This is a genomic window from Mesorhizobium sp. M0768 (genome assembly GCF_040320195.1).
GTDB lineage: Bacteria > Pseudomonadota > Alphaproteobacteria > Rhizobiales > Rhizobiaceae > Mesorhizobium.
In genome coordinates, this window is record NZ_JAMYPD010000022.1 from 1 (window position 1) to 18943 (window position 18943).

An 18943-nucleotide genomic window follows, 5' to 3' on the forward strand; every position below is an offset into this window, starting at 1 on the left:
GCAGACACATTCTCCACGGCGATCTCCTGTTGAGTGAGTGGTTCGATGCAGCCTCACCCTGACAGAGCGCCGGCCGCCGTTCACTCCTCATGGGATCTAAAGCAATGGCGCCGGGCTTTCCCCTTTGTTAACCTGCTTTGTTGTAGTTTTCCGCTGAAATTCCCCGCATCCATGCGCGGAATGCCGAACGGGGTATGGCAGTGATGAGGTCAGCGGCGGTCGACCATGCGCCGTCCCAAGCTGAAAGGCGTAACTTTCAGCGCGTCCGCGTGAAAATTTACGGACGTTTCATGCTGGAAGACCGCACCGAACATCCCTGCCAGGTGGTCGACATGTCGCCCGGCAACGTCGCGCTGCGCACCGAGCGCGCCGGCCTGGCTGGCGAAAAGGTCATTGCCTATATCGATCACATCGGCCGCATCGAAGGCGTCATCACCCGCACTTTGCAGGATGGCTTTGCGATGACCGTCATCGCGTCGGAGCGCAAGAGGGACAAGCTTGCCGCGCAACTGACCTGGCTTGCCAACAAGCACGAGCTCGACCTGCCGGAAGACCGCCGCCATGAACGCGTCGCACCGCGCAACCCGACGAGCGTGCTGCAGCTTGCCGACGGACGCCAGTACCAGTGCCGCATCATCGACCTGTCGCTGTCGGGCGCGGCGATCGAGATCGACGTCAAGCCGGCCATCGGCGTCCAGGTGACGCTGGGCACCATGCGCGGCCAGATAGTGCGGCATTTCGAAGATGGCGTCGCCATCGAGTTCGCCGTCATCCAGCGGCCGGAAACGCTCGATACCGAATTCAGCTCGTCGCGCGGCTGACGCGGAAGCGTCAGCACTATAGGGAAGAGAGAGGCTGGCGATCCTTCGCGCCCCCCTCTGTCTTGCCCTCTTTGCCACCACTTGGCATCTCCCCCACGAGGGGGGAGATCGGCTTTCAAAACGGCTTTCACCAATCTCAAGCGTCGCAGGAATGAGCGGGACGCCGGAACTGCCAATCTCCCCGCTTGTGGGGGAGATGTCCGGCAGGACAGAGAGGGGCGCTGTCCCGCTGTCGCGGATGCACCCAAAGGGCACCCTAACAATTCTATACTCAATTGCATCAAATTTTACACATATTCTATTGGCGTTTTACTTAATGTCTACTTCGCGCTTTTGCGTCAAATAAATCCAGCCGTGTCATTGTCTCCTCAAACGGGGAGACTGAATAATGAACAGGATGAGGGGCAAGCTGTTGCTGGCGGCAATAGCGATGCAGCTTTTCGGTTGGGGGACTGTAAACGCGGCGGAGCCGGCCTTCATGCATACCGGCGGCCGCACCACGCAGCCGGTCGGACACTACGAATTGTGCCAGCAGCTTCCGCAGGAATGCAATCAGAGGACGCCTGGCCGGGCACCCGTCGAGCTGACCCGCAAGCTGTGGGCAACGATCGTCAAGGTCAACAATTCGGTCAACAGCAGGGTCGCGCCGCGCACCGACATGGAAATGTGGGGCAAGGAGGAAGTCTGGTCCTTTCCCAATAGCGGCTTCGGCGACTGCGAGGACTATGCGCTGGAAAAGCGCCGCGAGCTGATGAGCATCGGCGTGCCGGCCGGCGATCTGCTGATGACGGTGGTGCGCCAGCGCAATGGCGACGGCCATGCGGTGCTGACCGTGCGCACCAGCCTTGGCGAGTTCATCCTCGACAATCTCCAGCCCAAGGTGCTGTCCTGGACCAATACCGGCTACACCTACCTGAAGCGCCAGTCCGAGCGGAATTCCGGCGCCTGGGTGACGATCAACGACGGCCGCTCCGACGCGGTCGCCAGCGTCCGCTGAGGACGCCAAGGCATGTCGCGCAAAAGCGCGTAGCGGTTTTGGGATAACGACATGCATAAAACAGAGGTTAAGTGCGTCGCATGACTTCGCGCTTTAGGAGAAACCCGGTCGAGTCCCCACCCTCCCCGTCCCCAACGACCGGGTTTAAGGAGCCGGCCCCGTCCCCGGGCCGGCTCCACCATTTTTGGGGAGCGTTTCGGACATCCGGACAGACAGCGGCTATCTTCCACGAAACTCTAGAGCCAAGCAGTTCCCATGATGCCAGTGACATCAGAGACCGCGATCCTAAGCGACACAGTGGGAAGCAGTATCCTTTTTGTGGTTCTCTCCTCGGCCACATTCTACTGCGTTCGTGAACTCGTGTCTGCGTGGAGAACAGGCTCCATTCGGTCAAAAACTGGACTCGTTCTGCGAAGCTCAGATCTTCTGATTTTCCGGCGGCTGGTTCGCGCGATCGCCTTCGCAGTTGCTTTACTTACACTTTGCCTTTTTGCTGTCACCGCCGAACTTATGCGGCATATGTTCGGTATCAGCGAGCTACGGGTGGGAGCGGCAATCGCTGTCTTAACTCTCTTTTTTCTGGTGGCTTTGGCTGCCAAGTTTAGTCGATGAGAAGCGCCGGTTACAGTTATCTCGGCTTTGCCTCCAACTGCGCTTCGTCATCCAAGCTGTCTCACGATCGTTTGTGGGATACGAGCTGCCGTTTGCCGTCGAAACGCTGTTACTTGCCCCTGATACGGAACGCGTCGACAAAGGCGGAAAACGCCGGAGAGGGATGGCGCCGGCTTGGATAGTACAGGTGGTAACCCTGGAACGTTGGGCACCATTTGGTCAGGACTTCCTGGAGAAGGCCACTCTCAATGTGTGGAAGGACGAGTTCGCGCGGCAGATAGGCCAAGCCCACTCCGTCAAGCGCGGCCTGGATCGCCGGCCCCATGTTGTTAAGCGTCAGTTGTCCCTCGACCCTAGCATTGAACTCGCGCGCTCCTTCCCGCAATTCCCAGGCATAGACCGATCCTGACGTCGGCAGCCGGTAGTTGATGCAGTTATGGTCGGTCAGCTCCTGCGGCGTCTCCGGCGGTGTCCGGTGGGCGAAGTAATGGGGTGAGCCGACCACAGTGTAGGTCACGTCGGCTCCGATGCGCACGGCTACCATATCCCGGGCAATGGACTCGCCCAGACGCACGCCGGCATCGAACTGGCGCTCGACGATGTTGGTGAAGGCGTTGTCGACCACCAACTCGACATTGATATCGGGGAAGTCGCTCAGGAACTTTGGCAGCCGGGCGCGGAAGACAATGTCGACCGAATCGTCGGTGCACACCAGGCGAATGTTGCCGGACGGCCTGTCGCGAAGGACGCCGAGAGCGCTGACCTCAGCCGCGATGCCTTCGAAATGCGGTTCGATGCCTTCCTTGAGGCGTTGACCGGCCGCCGTCGGGGCCACGTCGCGCGTGGTGCGAGACAGAAGACGGACGCCAAGCCGCGACTCCAGCGACTTGATGGTGTGGCTAAGGGCCGAAGGAGTGACCCCGAGCTTGGCGGCTGCTCGGGTGAAGCTCCGCGTCCGGGTGATCTCAAGGAACGCGCGCATTTCGGCGAACTCGTCGCGTGGCATTGATGAGCCTCATTCACAACCAGATCAAAATTATACCCGCTAGTCGCATTTGGCCAGCCCGACTACTTAGTTCGGGAACGGACAGGAGACTGCCTTATGACCATCGATTTCGTGCTGGACGAGGCCACTGCTGCTGACAGCGGGACGACCCCATGGTCTGCGGTGGTCTGCCTGTCGCTGCTGACCTTCCTTCTGGTCGGACTGGAGTTCCTCCCGGTGAGCCTGCTCACCCCGATCGCTCAGGATCTGGCCGTCTCCGAGGGTCAGGCAGGCCAGGCAATCGCGGTATCCGGATTCTTCGCCGTGGTTACCAGCCTCTTCGGCAACTCGCTGTTGCGAAACGTCGATCGACGGACGGTGGTTCTGGTCTATACGGCAGTGCTGGCCGCATCGAGCCTGGCGGTGGCGCTTGCTCCCAACTTCCTGGTCTTCCTGGCCGGGCGGGCGCTGGTGGGCATCGCGATCGGCGGTTTCTGGTCACTGTCGACGGCCATTCTGGCCCGCCTGGCCGCGGGACCCGATCTGCCCAAGGCCATTGCCTTGCTCCAGGGTGGCACTGCCTTCGCATTGGTGATCGCCGCGCCCGTCGGCAGCTTCCTCGGATCGCTGATCGGATGGCGGGGAACGTTTTTCGTCACTGTCCCCATCGGCCTTGCGGCGCTCGTGTGGCAGTTGGCCGTTCTCCCGAAGATGCCGCCGATAGAGATCGCCTCGGTGTCGAGCATGTTCGGCCTGCTGCGGAATCGCAGATTCGCCATCGGCATGGGCGCGACGGGGCTCGCTTTCATCGGGCAGAACGCGCTCTCGATCTATCTGCGGCCGTTTCTGGAAAACGTGACGGGCCTTGAGGTCAACACCCTCTCACTGGCTCTATTGGGCGTCGGCCTCGGTGGCGTGGCGGGACTGTCGATTGTCGGCTTCATACTCCGGCGGCACCTCACAGCCGTGCTGATCGGGCTGCCGAGTGCACTCGCGGTCTTCGCTCTACTGCTGATTGCCTTTGGACCGTTTGCACGCGCCACGGCCGGCCTGCTGGTTCTTTGGGGACTGTTCGCTACCCCGATCCCGGTGGCGTGGAACACCTGGATGAGCACGCTCATCCCTGAAGACCTGGAGGCCGGGGGCGGACTCCAGGTCGCCCTGATCCAGTTCGCGATCGCAGGCGGCGCTATTGCAGGAGGCCTGCTGTTCGACGTGGCCGGCTGGTGGAGCGCCTTCCTTCTCGCCGCCGTCCTGCTCACGGGATCGGCCTTGCTCGCCGCCTCGGCCGGCCCCCGCACCTGAACTCTTTCAATTCTTGTCAAGGAGAATCTCATGTCCGAAGGAATCGAGAACAAGGTCGTCGTCATCACCGGTGCCAGCAGCGGCCTCGGTGAAGCGACGGCACGCCATCTTGCCGCACGAGGCGCTTCCGTGGTCCTGGGTGCACGCCGGTCACACCGCATCGACGCCCTTGTCCAAGAACTGACCGGCGCTGGGCACAAAGCCAAGGCCGTTACTACGGACGTCACCGATGCCGGCCAGGTCCAGAACCTGGTGAACACGGCGGTCCGGGAATTCGGCCGCATCGACGTGATGCTCAACAATGCGGGCCTCATGCCGTTGGCCCCGCTCGAACGGCTCAAGGTCGACGAATGGGACCGGATGATCGACGTCAACATCAAGGGCGTCCTTTACGGCATCGCGGCCGCGCTTCCGTACATGAAGGAGCAGCGATCGGGGCACATTATCAATGTCTCGTCCGTATACGGCCATGTGGTCGACCCGGGTGCGGCGGTCTATTGCGCCACCAAGTTCGCGGTGCGTGCGCTATCCGAGGGTCTGCGGAAAGAAGTGAAACCCTACAATATCCGTACCACGGTGATCTCGCCGGGCGCTGTCAGCACAGAGTTGCTCGAGCATATCAGCGAGAAGGATATCCAGCAGGGGACCAGGGACTTCGTGAGCAAGATCGCCGTGGGGCCAGATACGTTTGCCCGAACGGTCGCCTTCGCGATCAACGAGCCCGACGACGTCGATATCAACGAGATCTTGTTCCGGCCGACCGCCCAGCCGGTTTGACTTGGAAGGGGTTATGCTTCGATATCTTGAGGCCCGGCTCCGCCATTTCCGGGTCGGCTAGACCTTCCTCAGCCCCGCCCTAAACCGCCTGCCGTTTGCCACATAATGCGCGGCCGAGGCGCGCAGCCTGGCGACTGCGGCCTCGTCGAGCATCCTGACGACGCGCGCGGGCGAGCCGACGATCAGCGAATTGTCGGGAAATTGCTTGCCTTCGGTGACCAGCGCGCCGGCACCGACCAGCGAGTTGTTGCCGATCTTCGCCCCATTCAGCACGATGGCGCCCATGCCGATCAGGCTGTTGTCGCCGATCGTGCATCCGTGCAGCAAGGCACGGTGGCCGATCGTGCAGCCTTGGCCGACGGTCAGCGGAAAGCCGGCGTCGGTGTGCATGATTGTGTGCTCCTGCACGTTTGTGTCGGCGCCGACGACGATCGGCTCGTCGTCGCCGCGGACGACGACGCCGAACCAGAAGCCGGCATTGCGGCCGATCCTGATATTGCCGATCAGGGTGGCATCGGGCGCGATCCAGTTGCTGTCGGCGTCCTCGAAGGCGGGCGCTTTTCCGTCAATCGCGTAGATCGGCATTGCTGTCTCCAGATCGTCTCACACCGACAAGCTGCCAGACCCTAGAAGCGAAGCCGCCCAGGACGCAATGGCGATCACCACCATCCCCAGCGCCAGCGCCCAGATGGTCGCCGTACAGCCGCAGGAGATCAGCCCCAGCACCGAGATGCGACGCTCGCGCCAGGCGTCCAGCGCCTCGTTGGCGAACATCAGCGGCCCGGCGCAAGCCGTCGCGGCGAGTGAGCGCAGCATGTGCTTCGACGATACATAGGGCTGGACGAAGGCAAGCCTGCGGCCGGCGATCAGCTCCATCGCCGATCCGGTCAGGCCGCAAGCCGTCAGCCCAGCCATAAAACTGAATATGATTTGTTCGACCGGGCCCATCTTTACCCTCCGTTTACCATGAAATCGCACAGTCGCCCGCAAAGCTGCGAAGCAAGAGCCGTGCCGCGCCGAGATGTGCCGTTCAGGTACACCCGATGGGACGGCAAACGAGGGTCGCGATGAAGCAGGCAGCCGCCACTGAGGGCCCGCAACTCAGCGTCGTCGATTCGACGCTGATGAGGCGGGTGTTTTATGCATTCGCGACGCTGGCGCTGCTTTCGGTGGCGATCAGCCTCGGGGGCAAATGGTTCGGCCGCTCGATCGCCATGGCCGGGTACACCGACGACACCACGGTCCACAGGGTCGTCATCGGCAACAACGTCATCGCCGTGCCGGCCAATGTCATCCGCTTTGCCCAGGCCCGGCGCGACGGCATCGCCTCGCGACTCGACCTCTATCTGCGCTATCCCGAGATGGACGGCTACAGCGAGGCTGCCCGCAACGACTTCAACCACACCGGACCCAGCAAGGACATCGTCTTCCTGTCGTTCGAGCCGCAGATGATGTCGCGCGACATGAGCGGCCGCTTCGCGCCGATCTACAGCGCGCTGATCGCCAAGCCGGGTACGCCCGGCCCTGGCGGCACCACGCTTTACGCCTTCAGCGAAAAATCAGGCTATCTCAACGAAGTGCTGGCGGTCGCCGATCGCCCCGGCGAGGATCCGTTCGTCGCACGCTGCCTGAGCGGCCCGAGCGCGGACGAATCGCTGGCGCCCTGCGAACGCGACATCCTGGTCGGCGACAATCTCAGCCTCACCTACCGCTTCCCCCGGGAATTCCTGGGCGACTGGCAGGGGCTCGACGCGGCGATTTCGGGCGAGGCGGCACGTGTGCAGAAGACCGGGCGATAAGCAACGAAACGAGCCGTTCCGTAGCGATCCTTCGCGCCCCTCTCTGTCCTACCGGACATCTCCCCCACGAGGGGGGAGATCGGCCGTCATCTTGGCTTTCGCCAATCTCCAATGTTGCAGGAAGAGTGCAGCGCCGAGGCAGCCAATCCCCCTTCGTGGGGGAGATGGCCGGCAGGCCAGAGGGGGGCGCTGTCCCACCGGCGTCCTGCAAGGTTCCGTATCGCCGCAGCACTTGAGGCGTAGCGGCCAGCTAAACTCCCAGCTCAGGCCAGATCGATGTCGAGGATCGCCATCGAGAAATTATAGTCCCCATCGTCCTCGTCCTTGAAGACGATGCCGAGGAACTCGTCGCCGACATAGACCTCGGCCGAATCTTCCTTGCGCGGCCGCGCCTTCACTTCGAGTTTAGGGTTCTGGAAGGTGCGCTTGAAATAGGCGTCCAGCTTTCTGATTTCGTCCGGCTTCAACAGTCTTCTCCGATCGTCGGCTTCTTCGTTTGAGCGCGCTTCTGGCACGTCGACAATGGCCATGTAAAGGCAAGCCGGCGAGAGAACACGGGCAATCGCCTCAGGTTTGCGCTGCGGCGCCGACATCGATAGTTGGTTCGACGTGACAAGCCCCTGCCCGAGCACTCAGATGTCGAAGCTGACGACGTGGTCCATCGTCTGCGATGGCAACAGCTGGTCCATCTGCCGCGAAGGCTGGTCGCAGCCGGTCTCGCCGACGACGCGGGCCGGCACGCCGGCAACCGTCTTGTTGTGCGGTACCGGCGACAGCACCACCGAGCCGGCCGCGATCTTCGAGCAATGGCCGATCTCGATGTTGCCGAGGATCTTGGCGCCGGCGCCGATCAGCACGCCGTAGCGGATCTTGGGATGGCGGTCGCCGCCGGCTTTGCCGGTGCCGCCCAGCGTCACGCCGTGCAGGATTGACACGTCGTCCTCGATCACCGCCGTCTGGCCGACGACGAGGCCGGTGGCGTGGTCGAGGAAGATGCCCTTGCCGATGCGGGCAGCCGGATTGATGTCGGTCTGGAACACCGAGGACGACCGGCTCTGCAAATACAGCGCGAAGTCCTGACGGCCCTGGTTCCACAGCCAATGCGCCAGCCGGTGCGTCTGGATGGCGTGAAAACCCTTGAAGTAGAGCACCGGCATGATGAAGCGGTCGCATGCCGGATCACGGTCGTAATAGGCCTGGATATCGACGCGCACCGTCGTCGACCAGTCCTTGTCGTCGGCCGCCATCGCCTTGAACGTCTGGCGGATGAGGTCGGAGCCGATGTCCTGGTGGGCGAGGCGCTCGGCCAGCCGGTGAATGACCGCTTCTTCCAGGTTTTCCTGATTGAGGATGGTCGAATAGAGGAACGCCGCCAGCAGCGGATCGCGGTTGACCGCTTCCATCGCTTCGTCGCGGATCGAACGCCAGATCGGATCTACCGGCTGCACCCTGGTGGGACGGGAAATCGTAACGCTGTTCATCTGATGTCTCCGGCCATCCAATGTCTCGGCCATCCAATGTCTCGGTTGGCGGCTTGCCTATTCTCCGGCCGCACCTATAAGCCAGATCATAGCACGGGTGAACTCAATTTTCCTTAGTGCTTGGTGAAATGGATTTGGTTGGCGGAATTTCAAGCAGCCATGGAAAACGCAACCTTGATGGACGAGACCCTGAAGCGCGAGCTTTCCGCGCTCTATGAGGCCGAAGATCGCCACTACCACGACCTTGGCCACATCGAGGCGATGCTGGCGCTGGCCAATGATTACACGGCGTTGTTGCATGATCCTGAAGCAGTCGAGGCAGCGATCTGGTTTCACGACGCGATCTACGACAGCCGCGCCAAGGACAATGAGGCGAGGAGTGCCGCACTTGCCGAGGAAAAGCTCGCCGGTCGCGCCGATGCACAACGCCTCGGCCACATCGCGGCGATGATCACTGCCACCGCCGGCCACGAATTGCCGCCCCTTGGCGACCAGCATTCGGTTCGCGACGCGGCGCTGTTCCTCGACATAGACCTGGCGATCCTGGGTGCTGCGCCCGACGTGTTCGACGCCTACGAGCAGGCGGTTCGCCGCGAATATAAGTGGGTCGATGAGCCGATGTGGCGGGCCGGCCGTGCCGCAGTGCTAGAGGGCTTCCTCGCGCGGCCGCATATCTTCCACAGCGAGGAATTCCGCCGGCGCTTCGAAACCCAGGCCCGGCATAACATGGCGCGCTCGCTCAGGGCGCTGGGGCACAGCCCGCGCCGATCGCAGCCCGACGCGTAGGCCACTTGCGTCCGGAAGATTTGCCCGAAATCACGTAAACGCGCCTATGGTCGATGCCATGGCCCACAGCATAAACACCCCGGCGGCAAGCGACGCGCCGTTGACCACGATGCCAGCCAGGCCGAGCAAACGATTGTCGTTTGGACGACCCAGCGCCATCAGCCCGAAGACCGCGCCGGTAAGATGCGCCAATGGCCCGACCAGGAAAAATACCGCCATGAAGAAGCCTGTCACACTGTGCTGGATAAGCACGGACGCGTCGCTCGGCATTGCCATCAACGCGGTGATCGCCATCGCGCCTGCCACCAATGCAGCCAGCGCTAGAACAACGGACCATTCGCCGAACCTGCTTTTCGCAACGACGCCCAGCAAAGCGGCGTCGCTTCTTCCCCATTGTGCCATCGTACCCCCTGCCCCTCGTTCAGCGCGTGGCGGGTTTGAACCGATCCACGCGTCACGCTTAGTTACTCCCGTATCGTTGCAAAACCGCTAAGAACCCCAGCTTCAGGCCCAATGGCCGCTTTTGGGCAGCCATCCATCAAAACCGATGCTCGGCATAAAACTCCAGCACGCGCTGCTTGAAGGTCTTGTCGCCGACCGCCAGCATATGGTCGCGGCCTTCGATGTGAAAAGCCCTGGCGTTCGGCATCAGGGCGGCGAGTTCATCCGGCGAGCCGCCGATGTCGTCCTTGGTTCCCACCGCAATCAAGGTCGGCTGGGCAATGCGGGCAATGTCGGCCTCGCTCAGCAATTCGCGCGAGGTGGCGATGCAGGCGGCGAGCGCGCGGCGATCGCTGCGGGTCTGATCGGCGAAGGCGCGGAACGAGCGGCCGCGCGGATCGCTGGTGCCTGACGGATCGTCGGCCAGAAGGGCGTTGGCTATCGGATCCCAATCGCCGACGCCGTCGACCATGCCGATGCCGAGACCGCCGAAGACCAGCGTCGCCACCTTATCCGGGTCGGAGAGCGCCAGGAAGGCCGATATGCGCGCGCCCATCGAATAACCCATGACATGAGCGCGTTCGATGCCGAGATGGTTCAAAAGCGCTGCCGCGTCCGACGCCATTTTTGCCGGCGTGTAGTCAGCTTCGTCATAGCTCTTCGACGACGAGCCATGGCCGCGATTATCGAAGGCGATCGCACGATAGCCGGCGTCGTTCAGCGTCTTGAACCAGCCGGGTGACACCCAGTTGACGTAATGGCTCGAGGCAAAGCCGTGGATCATCAGCACCGGATCGCCCTGCCCCGATGCCGGCTGGCGGTCAAGGAAAGCAAGGTCGAAACCGTCATGTGAGAAGAACTGCATCGGCTGAAGATCCTGCCCGCTCAGTCGGAATCGACACTCGGCGCATCGCCCTTGTCGGGCGGCGGCATGGCCGGCCCCGGCGCCGTGCCGATGGCCGGATGGCGCAGCAGGTCGCCGTCCTTAATGCCCTTTTTGGCGGCCGTGCCCGCCTTGAGCTCGAGCACGAAGCGCACCGGTTCGTCCGGCGAGATGATCGCCTCCGACTGCGGCTCGCCTTGCTCGATCGCCCGGATCCGGCCGTCCTGTCCGACGAAGATCAGGTCGAGCGGCATCGGCGTGTTCTTCATCCAGAAACTCACATCCTGCGGCGCGCCGAACACGAACAGCATGCCGTGATTGTCGGCCATGTGCCGGCGGAACATCAGCCCGGCTTCGCGCTCGGCGGGCGTGTCGGCGATTTCCACGGAAAAAGAACGCTCGCCGGCCTTCGTCACCGCGACCAGCGGCGCCGGGTCGACGGGAAGGATCATCGCCTTGCCGTCGGCGGAACTCGGTTGCTGAAAATAGAAGAACGCACTTGCGGCGACGATGAGGAAAATCCCGGCGCAGAGCGCGCCCGCCGTCAGCCGGTTGCTGTGAGCCATATGAAATCCTCGGCCGGAACTAATGCGAGACCGGCAAGGTACCCATATCGGGGTGAATTTCGGCAGCCATAAGGCCTTTGTCGCCGCGTCCGAAGCGGACCAGCACCACCTGGCCCGGCCGGAGTTCGGTGATGCCGTAGCGGCGCAGCGTCTCCATGTGGACGAAAATGTCCTCGGTGCCCTCGCCCCGGGTCAGAAAGCCGAACCCCTTGGTGCGGTTGAACCATTTGACCAGCGCCCGTTCGAGGCCGCTTTCCGGCGTCACCGCGACATGGGTACGCTGCTCCTGCAGCTCCGCCGGATGCACCGCCGTGGTGACATCCATCGAGAGCACGCGGAAGGCCTGCAACCCGCGCTCGCCCTGCTTGACCAGGCAGACGACACGGGCGCCTTCCAGGGCGGTCTGAAAACCGTCCTTTCGAAGGCATGTCACATGGAGGAGGATGTCGCCCGAAGTACCATCATCGGGAAGGATGAAACCGTAGCCCTTGGCCACGTCGAACCATTTGATGGCGCCGGCGATTTCGACGAGATCGGCCGTATCGGCGCTCTCATCCCGCTTCAACGCATCGTTACCGGCCCCGTCCCGCCCCATGAAAGAGGCCTTTTCCCCCATAAGAACGCCCCCTTTTTTCAACAAACACCGCAACTGATTCTTGGTATCAGATTAACACCGCGGCTTCCGGTGTGTGCAAGACCTGACGTGCCTTTTTTCACGGTTCCGTACAGGAATAGCGGATTTGCCGTTTGCCGGCGCCGGCAAGCGTGGCCAATTGCCCTTTGGCCGGGCCGCCCCTATGTTGCGCCGCAACGCAACATAAGGAGGAAATCATGCGCTATCTGCACACCATGGTCCGCGTCGCCGACATCGATGCTTCGCTCGATTTCTACTGCAACAAGCTTGGCCTCAAGGAGGTGCGCCGCCATGAAAACGAGCAAGGCCGCTACACGCTGATCTTCCTCGCCGCCCCCGAAGACGAGCAAAGCGGCATCAGCGAGAAAGCGCCGCTGGTCGAGCTGACCTACAATTGGGACCCGGAAGACTACAAGGGCGGCCGCAATTTCGGCCATCTCGCCTATGAGGTCGACGACATCTACGCCACCTGTCAGCGGCTGATGGACAATGGCGTTACCATCAACCGGCCGCCGCGCGACGGCAACATGGCGTTCGTCAAATCGCCGGACGGCATCTCGATCGAGCTGTTGCAGAAAGGTCCGGCCAAGCCGAAGGCCGAGCCGTGGGCGTCGATGCCGAACACCGGCAGCTGGTAACCGATCACGCCATCTTGAACGGACGCAGGCGGGCCCTGGTTCGGTTTTCGCGTCCGCATTCCCAAGGAGAATTCATTCATGCCGGCCAGCCATGTCGACGTCGCCACCGAACATGCCAGCCGCTATCTGCAGCAGCTGTGCAAACATTGGGCGCACAAGTTTCCCGTCGAATTCGACCCGAACCACGGCACCATCGATCTGACGCTCGGCCGCACGGTTCTCGATGCCGACCCGGCTGCGCTGCACATTGCAGTGACGACCGATGAAGCCGGGTCGCTCGAGCGCCTGGAAACGCTCGTCGCCGAGCACATCAAGCGCTTCGCCTTCCGTGAAGAGCTGGCATTCGACTGGAAACGCGCTCCGACCGCGTAGACGACCTGTCAACCGCCGGCCTTGGCCATGTCCAGCAGCATCAGCACGGTGCGCCAATTGCGCGCCGTGCCCGGTACCTTCAGAACGCGCGGAATGAGATTGGCAAACACCGATTTGCCGAGCCCGTCAGGCGCATGCAGGTAGAGCACGTCGCCCTTGATCTCGAAGCGTTCTGGCCCGGTGCATTTTTCCGCCAGCCGGACGACCTCCTCGGCGGTCGGCCGGCGCTCCAGCGCATAGGCATGCAGCTTGGTCGGTTCGCCGGCCACTTCCGGATAGGGATTGTCCGCCGCCAGCCGCTCGAGCCAGCCGAGATCGCGCACCATGATGCGTGAATGGAACCCCCATTTCTTCTCGAATTCCGCTTCCAACCGCTTGGTCAGCGTCGCCGCATCGCCATCTGGCGACCGGAACACGGCGTTGCCGCTCTGCACATAGGTGGCGACATCGGAGAAGCCGAGCTGCTCCAAAAATGACCTGAGTTCCGCCATCTTGACGATGCGGTTGCCGCCGACATTGATGCCGGAAAACAGCGCGATAAAAACGTTCGCCGGAGCGCTCGGAAGATCGTTGCTGCTCATATGATGAACCCGGCGAGCGTCTCGTTGTCTGTGATGTCCTGGTAATGGACGCTCTCGGCGTCGAAATTTGCCTTGAGCAGGTCGAAATTGCGGCGGTCCTTGGTTTCGATGCCGATCAGCACCGAACCGAAATTGCGCGCCGATTTCTTCAGATATTCGAAGCGGGCGATGTCGTCGTCGGGACCCAGCAATTCGAGGAAATCGCGCAGCGCGCCGGGCCGTTGCGGAAAGCGGATGATGAAGTATTTCTTCAAGCCCTCGAAGCGCAGCGCCCGTTCCTTCACATCCGGCAGCCGCTCGAAATCGAAATTGCCGCCCGACACCACGGCGACGATGGTCTTGCCCCTGATTTCCTTCCTGGAAAAATCCTTGAGCGCATCGATCGCCAGCGCGCCGGCCGGCTCGAGCACGACGCCTTCGACATTGAGCATTTCGATCATGGTTGCGCAGAGCCGGTTTTCCGGGATCAGCCGCACGGTGTCGGCGGCAAACTCCTTCAGGTGGCGCAACGGCTCGCGGCCGATCTCGGCCACTGCTGCGCCGTCGACGAAATTGTCGACCTTGGCGAGCTTGATCCGCTTTCCGGCGGCGAGGCTCTCGCTCAAACTCGGGGCGCCGGCCGGCTCGCAAAAGACGAAGCGCGTTTCGCGGTGCTGGTCGGCGAAATAATGGGTGACGCCGGCGGCCAGGCCGCCGCCGCCGACCGGCAGCATGACGATATCAGGCATGCGCGCGCCGGGCATCTGGCCTGATATCTCATAGGCGACGGTCGCCTGCCCTTCGATGATGTCCTTGTGGTCGAACGGCGGCACCATGTGGGCGCCGGCAGTTTCGGTGAATTCAAGTGCCGCGCGGTAGCAGTCGTCGAAGAAATCGCCGACCAGCCTGATCTCGACGAACGCGCCGCCGAACAGCCGCGTCTTGTCGATCTTCTGCTGCGGCGTCGTCACCGGCATGAAGACGACGCCCTTCTTGCCGAAATGGCGGCAGACGAAGGCAAAGCCCTGCGCATGATTGCCGGCCGAGGCGCAGACAAACAGCTCGGCAGCGTTGCCGGCGGCGAGCGTCTTGCGGAAGAAGTTGAAGGCGCCCCGGATCTTGTAGGAGCGCACCGGCGTCAGGTCCTCGCGCTTCAGCAGCACCCGCGCGCCGGTCTTCTTCGACAGATAGTCGTTTTCCTGCAGCGGCGTCTCCGGAAAGATCTCGCGGATCGCGGCAGCGGCGGCAGCGACGCGAGAAGAGAAACTGGTCATGGCTGGAGCACCCCACAGGCTAGGCGAATTCGGTCCCGCTATTGCATATCCGGCCTCGCGAAGCCATTGTCCGGCCACCCGAAAGGGTGTTCCCAAAACCTCGTTGGCCGTTAGGAGCGTGTGTTCATGCCTGTCGCATCGGTGGCCCGGAAAACCGTGTCGCTGCCGGAGTTCGGCGAGCCGACGGCGATGCCGCTGGTTACGCGCGCCACCTACGAGGCCCGTATAGCGGCACTGGTCGCGCGCGGCGGGTTCGATGCCTTCGTCGTCTATGGCGACCGCGAACATGCGGCCAATGTCGCCTACCTCTGCGGCTACGATCCTCGCTTCGAGGAGACGCTGCTGGTCATCGTTCCCGGTAAGCCGCCGAAACTGCTGGTCGGCAATGAGGGCTGGGGCTATGCCGAGATCTGCGACGGGCCTTACGAGCGCGTGCTCTACCAGACGTTCTCGCTGCCGGCGCAGCCGCGCGACCGTTCGCAAGCGCTGGCCGACATCCTCGTCGGTTGCGGCCTGAAAGCCGGCCAGCGCATCGGCGCCATCGGCTGGAAGCCGTTCGGCCCCGGCGATGCGGGTTTTGGCGAAACGACGCTCGACCTGCCGTCCTTCATCGCCGACACGTTGCGCAGCCTTGCCGGCGATAGGGGCGTGATCGTCAACGCGGCGAACCTTTTGATGAACCCTGCCGACGGCCTGCGCGCCATCAACGAGGCCGACCAACTGGCCGCGTTCGAATTCGCCGCGACCTATTCCTCGCAAGGCCTGCGCAATGTCCTGCAAGGCATCGAACCCGGCATGACCGAATTGCAGGCGGCGCGGCTGATGGGCATCAACGGCCTGCCGCAATGCTGCCACCCGATGCTGTCGGCCGGCGGGCGGGCGGCCTATGGCCTGCCGAGCCCGCGTCTTGACGTCATCAAGCGCGGCGACCCGATCACCATGGCCTATGGCATCCAGGGCTCGCTCAATGCCCGCGCCGGTTTTCTGGTCGAGGACGCGGCCGAGCTTCCGAGGGGCATCCAGGACTATGTCGAGAAGCTGGTCGCGCCCTATTTCTGCGCCGTCGTCGACTGGTACGAGACGGTCGGCATCGGCGTTCCCGGCGGCGCGTTGTGGCAAGCTGTGCACGAGCGCATCGGCGATCGGTTCTTCGGCGTAGCGCTCAACCCCGGCCATCTCATCCATATCGACGAATGGATGCATTCGCCGGTATTTTCCGGCTCCGACATCAGATTGAAGTCGGGCATGGCCTTGCAGGTCGACATCATCCCGGCGACCGGCACCGATTATTTCACCACAAACATCGAGGACGGCATCGCGCTGGCCGACGAGGCGCTGCGCGAAGAGATCGCGGCGCGCTTTCCCGAGGCCTGGCGCCGCATCGAGGCGCGCCGCGCCTTCATGACCGACGTGCTCGGCATAAGGCTGAAGCCGGAAGTGCTGCCCTTTTCCAATATTCCGGCGTTCCTGCCGCCGTTCTGGCTTTCGCGCAACAGTGCGATGGCAGTCGCGGGGCGCTGAGCGCATTTCGGGCGCCTGCGACTTACTTCTGCCGCACTTCGCCTGTCCGGGAGGTGCGGCGGAGGTGGATGGGCCTTTGGTCAGGCCGGAGTGGAATTGCTTAAGTGCCCTTGAAGACGATTTGCATCATTGTCCTTGCCGCGCTGCTCGCCGGCTGCGGCGGCCGCCAAACCGAGGAACTGCTCGGCAGCGCCATGATGGCGGTGCCGGTGACGGAAATCGCCGGCAATCACTCGATCTTCATCGCCACGACGCGCAAGCGCTCCGACGATCCCAACAAGGTCTTCGACGGCGAGCGTTCGGCGACGCTGAACTATGCCCGCGTCAACGTCACCGTCCCCGGCATCCACAAGACAGGCCAGATCGAGCGGCGCTCACGCGGCAAGTCGGACGATCCGGCCAAATACTTCATGGCTTCCGAGGTCGTCGGCTACGACACCCAGCCGAAATTCTCCAGCGCCCTCAGCGCCGACATCGCGGCGCGCGGCGGCCGTGTCATGGTCTTCGTCCACGGCTACAACACCGGCTTCGACGACGCCGTCTACCGCGTCACCCAGATCACCCATGATTCCGGCTATCCGGGCACGCCGGTGCTGTTTTCCTGGGCGTCGGGCGCCAAGACCACCGACTACGTCTACGACAAAGAAAGCGCCAGCGTTGCCCGCGACCAGCTGGAAGTGACGCTGAGAATGCTGGCGCAGACCGGCGCGCGGCGCATCGACATCGTCGCCCATTCGCTGGGGACCTGGGTTACCATGGAGGCGTTGCGCCAGCTCGCCATCACCGGCGACCGTGATCTGGGCGGCAAGCTCGGCGACGTCGTGCTGGCCTCGCCCGACATCGACGTCGACGTGTTCAAGAGCCAGATGCGCCGCTACGGCAAGCCGGACAAGCCGTTCATCCTGCTGCTCTCCGACGACGACCGGGCGCTGCGGCTCTCCGGCCTGATCGCCGGTGCGCGGCCGCGCGTTGGCGACTACAAGAACGCCGCCGACCTCGCCAGCTATGGCGTGTCGGTCGTCGATCTCTCCAGCGTCAAGGGAACCGACCGCTTCAACCACACCAAATTCGCCGATAATCCGGAATTGGTGCAGTTGATCGGCCAGAAGCTGCGCGAGGATGACGGGTTTGCCAGCGACCGCGAAGTGACAGACCGCATCGCCTCGGTAGGACAATAGCTGCATTGCGCGGCAGCGACCGTTGACCATTGCCGCACCATCGGAACAGTTTGAACTGGACCGTGCCGGCCTCTGCCTCTATCGAATAGGCCAAGACGTCTCCGGCTCGACGTCGCCTTTGCGGGAGCCCGCGTGATCGTGCCTTCGAAGATCTTTCTCGTCGTTGCGTTCACGCTCGCGGTTACCGGCTGCGCCGGCCAGAACACGCACGATCTGCTCAACAAGACGACGATCATCGTGCCTGCTTCGGACATTGCGGCGACGCACAAGATCTTCGTCGCCACAACCCGGCAAAAGGCAATGAAAGAGCCCCGGCAGGTGTTCGACGGCGACCGTTCGCCGACCACCAGCTTTGCCAGCGTCGAGGTGACGGTGCCCAAAATCCACCAGCTCGGCGCCATCGAGCGGGTCAAGGGCTCGGCCAACAGCAATCCGGCGAAGGATTTCACGGCGACCGGCGTCACCTTCTACGAAGGCGCCCCGCAATTCGCCAAGGCGGTCGGCGCCGACATCGCCATGCGCGGCGACCGCGCGCTGGTTTTCGTGCACGGCTTCAACAACGGCTTCGACGACGGTATCTACCGGCTGACGCAGATCGCGCACGACACGAAATACCCGGGCACGCCGGTGCTGTTTTCGTGGGCGTCGAGCGGCAAGACGACCGGCTACATCTACGACAAGGAAAGCGCCAATGCGGCGCGCGACGATCTCGAAGCGACGCTGCGCATGCTCGCCAAGAGCCGCGCCAAGAGCATCGACATCATTGCCCATTCGATGGGGACCTGGGTGACCATGGAAGCATTGCGCCAGCTTGCCATCACCGGCGACCGCGACCTCGGCGGCAAGCTCGGCTACGTCATCCTGGCCTCACCCGACATCGACGTCGACGTGTTCAAGAAGCAGATGATCCGCTACGGCAAGCCCGACAAGCCGTTCGCCGTGCTGCTTTCGGGCGACGACCGGGCGCTCAGGCTGTCGACCCTGATCTCTGGCGACAAGCCACGCGTCGGCGATTATGGCGACGCGGCCGACCTCGCCAGCTATGGCGTCTCGGTGGTCGACCTGACCAAGACCAAGGGCGGCGACCGGCTGAACCACGCCAAATTCGCCGACAATCCGTTCCTGGTGCAGCTGCTCGGCGACCGCTTGCGTGCCCCCGCGGGCCTCGCCTCCGAAGAGACCGCGCCGGCCCAGCTCGACAATCTCGGCCAGGGCCTCGGCAAGGCCGTCGGCTCGGTCGCCGAAATCGTCATCACCACGCCGTTCAAAGTGCTGACCATCGCCACCGGCGGGTGAGCCGACCTCTGCTGCCA

At 63.0% G+C, this 18943-nt stretch carries 22 protein-coding genes; 11 read left to right on the forward strand and 11 right to left on the reverse strand.

Annotated elements, in window-relative coordinates:
- Positions 1–203 precede the first annotated feature (203 nt).
- Together NKI08_RS23940 and NKI08_RS23945 are read left to right on the forward strand one after the other, a co-directional pair.
- Complete coding sequence (locus tag NKI08_RS23940; protein ID WP_352458466.1) at positions 204–821, forward strand: PilZ domain-containing protein; 618 nt, start codon at positions 204–206, stop codon at positions 819–821.
- A gap of 397 nt (positions 822–1218) precedes the next feature.
- A complete protein-coding gene (locus tag NKI08_RS23945) occupies positions 1219–1818 on the forward strand; it encodes a transglutaminase-like cysteine peptidase (RefSeq protein WP_198023528.1) in 600 nt (199 codons plus the stop codon).
- 721 nt (positions 1819–2539) lie between these two features.
- On the opposite strand, the gene NKI08_RS23950 is transcribed toward NKI08_RS23945, so the two are convergent.
- Complete coding sequence (locus NKI08_RS23950) at positions 2540–3436, reverse strand: LysR family transcriptional regulator (protein WP_352541384.1); 897 nt, start codon at positions 3434–3436, stop codon at positions 2540–2542.
- Positions 3437–3532: 96 nt separating this feature from the next.
- On the opposite strand from NKI08_RS23950, the gene NKI08_RS23955 reads away from it, so the two are divergent.
- Together NKI08_RS23955 and NKI08_RS23960 are read left to right on the forward strand one after the other, a co-directional pair.
- Positions 3533–4720 (forward strand): MFS transporter, encoded by a 1188-nt coding sequence (locus NKI08_RS23955; protein WP_352683360.1) that lies wholly within the window; start codon positions 3533–3535, stop codon positions 4718–4720.
- A gap of 30 nt (positions 4721–4750) precedes the next feature.
- Positions 4751–5497 carry an SDR family oxidoreductase gene (locus tag NKI08_RS23960; RefSeq protein ID WP_352472745.1) on the forward strand — a complete coding sequence of 249 codons (747 nt, stop codon included), beginning with the start codon at positions 4751–4753 and terminating at the stop codon, positions 5495–5497.
- Positions 5498–5554: 57 nt separating this feature from the next.
- Here NKI08_RS23960 and NKI08_RS23965 read toward each other — a convergent pair whose 3' ends face one another.
- Together NKI08_RS23965 and NKI08_RS23970 are read right to left on the reverse strand one after the other, a co-directional pair.
- Positions 5555–6082, reverse strand: a complete 528-nt coding sequence (locus NKI08_RS23965) for a gamma carbonic anhydrase family protein (protein ID WP_352772653.1) — start codon at positions 6080–6082, stop codon at positions 5555–5557.
- Positions 6083–6100: 18 nt separating this feature from the next.
- On the reverse strand, positions 6101–6445 hold the full coding sequence (locus NKI08_RS23970) for a DUF6949 family protein (RefSeq protein WP_352772656.1): 345 nt from the start codon (positions 6443–6445) through the stop codon (positions 6101–6103).
- A 119-nt stretch (positions 6446–6564) separates the two neighbouring features.
- On the opposite strand from NKI08_RS23970, the gene NKI08_RS23975 reads away from it, so the two are divergent.
- The gene (locus NKI08_RS23975) at positions 6565–7296 is read left to right on the forward strand and encodes a hypothetical protein (protein ID WP_352501632.1); all 732 of its coding nucleotides are present in this window, start codon (positions 6565–6567) and stop codon (positions 7294–7296) included.
- Positions 7297–7559: 263 nt separating this feature from the next.
- Here the strand turns inward: NKI08_RS23975 and NKI08_RS23980 are convergent, their stop codons facing one another.
- Positions 7560–7763, reverse strand: a complete 204-nt coding sequence (locus tag NKI08_RS23980; RefSeq protein ID WP_023674799.1) for a DUF3126 family protein — start codon at positions 7761–7763, stop codon at positions 7560–7562.
- Between the two features lie 165 nt (positions 7764–7928).
- Positions 7929–8777 (reverse strand): serine O-acetyltransferase, encoded by an 849-nt coding sequence (gene cysE, locus NKI08_RS23985; protein WP_023717455.1) that lies wholly within the window; start codon positions 8775–8777, stop codon positions 7929–7931.
- A gap of 159 nt (positions 8778–8936) precedes the next feature.
- Here cysE and NKI08_RS23990 point away from each other — a divergent pair, with 159 nt between their 5' ends.
- The gene (locus NKI08_RS23990; protein ID WP_352772659.1) at positions 8937–9563 is read left to right on the forward strand and encodes an HD domain-containing protein; all 627 of its coding nucleotides are present in this window, start codon (positions 8937–8939) and stop codon (positions 9561–9563) included.
- A 30-nt stretch (positions 9564–9593) separates the two neighbouring features.
- Here NKI08_RS23990 and NKI08_RS23995 read toward each other — a convergent pair whose 3' ends face one another.
- The 4 genes from NKI08_RS23995 to NKI08_RS24010 form a co-directional block, all read right to left on the reverse strand.
- Entirely contained in the window at positions 9594–9965 is a 372-nt protein-coding gene (locus NKI08_RS23995) for a hypothetical protein (RefSeq protein WP_352472741.1), read from the reverse strand.
- 136 nt (positions 9966–10101) lie between these two features.
- Entirely contained in the window at positions 10102–10869 is a 768-nt protein-coding gene (locus NKI08_RS24000) for an alpha/beta fold hydrolase (RefSeq protein ID WP_352472740.1), read from the reverse strand.
- Between the two features lie 20 nt (positions 10870–10889).
- Positions 10890–11453, reverse strand: coding sequence for a DUF192 domain-containing protein (locus tag NKI08_RS24005; RefSeq protein WP_352458459.1), 564 nt, complete (start codon positions 11451–11453; stop codon positions 10890–10892).
- 19 nt (positions 11454–11472) lie between these two features.
- Entirely contained in the window at positions 11473–12069 is a 597-nt protein-coding gene (locus tag NKI08_RS24010; RefSeq protein ID WP_502899021.1) for a cold-shock protein, read from the reverse strand.
- Positions 12070–12284: 215 nt separating this feature from the next.
- Between NKI08_RS24010 and gloA the strand changes: the two genes are divergently transcribed.
- Together gloA and NKI08_RS24020 are read left to right on the forward strand one after the other, a co-directional pair.
- Complete coding sequence (gloA, locus tag NKI08_RS24015) at positions 12285–12725, forward strand: lactoylglutathione lyase (protein ID WP_023674793.1); 441 nt, start codon at positions 12285–12287, stop codon at positions 12723–12725.
- A 78-nt stretch (positions 12726–12803) separates the two neighbouring features.
- Positions 12804–13097 carry a DUF2218 domain-containing protein gene (locus NKI08_RS24020; RefSeq protein ID WP_352772664.1) on the forward strand — a complete coding sequence of 98 codons (294 nt, stop codon included), beginning with the start codon at positions 12804–12806 and terminating at the stop codon, positions 13095–13097.
- 8 nt (positions 13098–13105) lie between these two features.
- On the opposite strand, the gene NKI08_RS24025 is transcribed toward NKI08_RS24020, so the two are convergent.
- Both NKI08_RS24025 and ilvA read right to left on the reverse strand, forming a co-directional pair.
- Positions 13106–13678, reverse strand: coding sequence for a DUF1697 domain-containing protein (locus tag NKI08_RS24025; protein ID WP_352772667.1), 573 nt, complete (start codon positions 13676–13678; stop codon positions 13106–13108).
- Positions 13675–14931, reverse strand: coding sequence for a threonine ammonia-lyase IlvA (ilvA, locus tag NKI08_RS24030; RefSeq protein ID WP_352772670.1), 1257 nt, complete (start codon positions 14929–14931; stop codon positions 13675–13677). Before ilvA ends, NKI08_RS24025 begins: the two co-directional genes overlap by 4 nt.
- 126 nt (positions 14932–15057) lie before the next feature.
- Between ilvA and NKI08_RS24035 the strand changes: the two genes are divergently transcribed.
- The 3 genes from NKI08_RS24035 to NKI08_RS24045 all read left to right on the forward strand — a co-directional run bounded on the left by NKI08_RS24035 (position 15058) and on the right by NKI08_RS24045 (position 18926).
- Positions 15058–16452 (forward strand): hypothetical protein, encoded by a 1395-nt coding sequence (locus tag NKI08_RS24035; RefSeq protein WP_352772673.1) that lies wholly within the window; start codon positions 15058–15060, stop codon positions 16450–16452.
- A 104-nt stretch (positions 16453–16556) separates the two neighbouring features.
- Positions 16557–17630 (forward strand): alpha/beta hydrolase, encoded by a 1074-nt coding sequence (locus tag NKI08_RS24040; RefSeq protein ID WP_352451120.1) that lies wholly within the window; start codon positions 16557–16559, stop codon positions 17628–17630.
- 132 nt (positions 17631–17762) lie between these two features.
- Positions 17763–18926, forward strand: coding sequence for an alpha/beta hydrolase (locus NKI08_RS24045; protein WP_352501624.1), 1164 nt, complete (start codon positions 17763–17765; stop codon positions 18924–18926).
- The last annotated feature ends 17 nt before the right edge of the window (positions 18927–18943 follow it).

Bases quoted from the DNA above. Each gene is read 5' to 3' on its own strand.
- NKI08_RS23940 (WP_352458466.1), top strand. From the start codon at position 204: ATGAGGTCAGCGGCGGTCGACCATGCGCCGTCCCAAGCTGAAAGGCGT.
- NKI08_RS23945 (WP_198023528.1), top strand. From the start codon at position 1,219: ATGAGGGGCAAGCTGTTGCTGGCGGCAATAGCGATGCAGCTTTTCGGT.
- NKI08_RS23950 (WP_352541384.1), bottom strand. From the start codon at position 3,436: ATGCCACGCGACGAGTTCGCCGAAATGCGCGCGTTCCTTGAGATCACC.
- NKI08_RS23955 (WP_352683360.1), top strand. From the start codon at position 3,533: ATGACCATCGATTTCGTGCTGGACGAGGCCACTGCTGCTGACAGCGGG.
- NKI08_RS23960 (WP_352472745.1), top strand. From the start codon at position 4,751: ATGTCCGAAGGAATCGAGAACAAGGTCGTCGTCATCACCGGTGCCAGC.
- NKI08_RS23965 (WP_352772653.1), bottom strand. From the start codon at position 6,082: ATGCCGATCTACGCGATTGACGGAAAAGCGCCCGCCTTCGAGGACGCC.
- NKI08_RS23970 (WP_352772656.1), bottom strand. From the start codon at position 6,445: ATGGGCCCGGTCGAACAAATCATATTCAGTTTTATGGCTGGGCTGACG.
- NKI08_RS23975 (WP_352501632.1), top strand. From the start codon at position 6,565: ATGAAGCAGGCAGCCGCCACTGAGGGCCCGCAACTCAGCGTCGTCGAT.
- cysE (WP_023717455.1), bottom strand. From the start codon at position 8,777: ATGAACAGCGTTACGATTTCCCGTCCCACCAGGGTGCAGCCGGTAGAT.
- NKI08_RS23990 (WP_352772659.1), top strand. From the start codon at position 8,937: ATGGAAAACGCAACCTTGATGGACGAGACCCTGAAGCGCGAGCTTTCC.
- NKI08_RS23995 (WP_352472741.1), bottom strand. From the start codon at position 9,965: ATGGCACAATGGGGAAGAAGCGACGCCGCTTTGCTGGGCGTCGTTGCG.
- NKI08_RS24000 (WP_352472740.1), bottom strand. From the start codon at position 10,869: ATGCAGTTCTTCTCACATGACGGTTTCGACCTTGCTTTCCTTGACCGC.
- NKI08_RS24005 (WP_352458459.1), bottom strand. From the start codon at position 11,453: ATGGCTCACAGCAACCGGCTGACGGCGGGCGCGCTCTGCGCCGGGATT.
- NKI08_RS24010 (WP_502899021.1), bottom strand. From the start codon at position 12,069: ATGGGGGAAAAGGCCTCTTTCATGGGGCGGGACGGGGCCGGTAACGAT.
- gloA (WP_023674793.1), top strand. From the start codon at position 12,285: ATGCGCTATCTGCACACCATGGTCCGCGTCGCCGACATCGATGCTTCG.
- NKI08_RS24020 (WP_352772664.1), top strand. From the start codon at position 12,804: ATGCCGGCCAGCCATGTCGACGTCGCCACCGAACATGCCAGCCGCTAT.
- NKI08_RS24025 (WP_352772667.1), bottom strand. From the start codon at position 13,678: ATGAGCAGCAACGATCTTCCGAGCGCTCCGGCGAACGTTTTTATCGCG.
- ilvA (WP_352772670.1), bottom strand. From the start codon at position 14,931: ATGACCAGTTTCTCTTCTCGCGTCGCTGCCGCCGCTGCCGCGATCCGC.
- NKI08_RS24035 (WP_352772673.1), top strand. From the start codon at position 15,058: ATGCCTGTCGCATCGGTGGCCCGGAAAACCGTGTCGCTGCCGGAGTTC.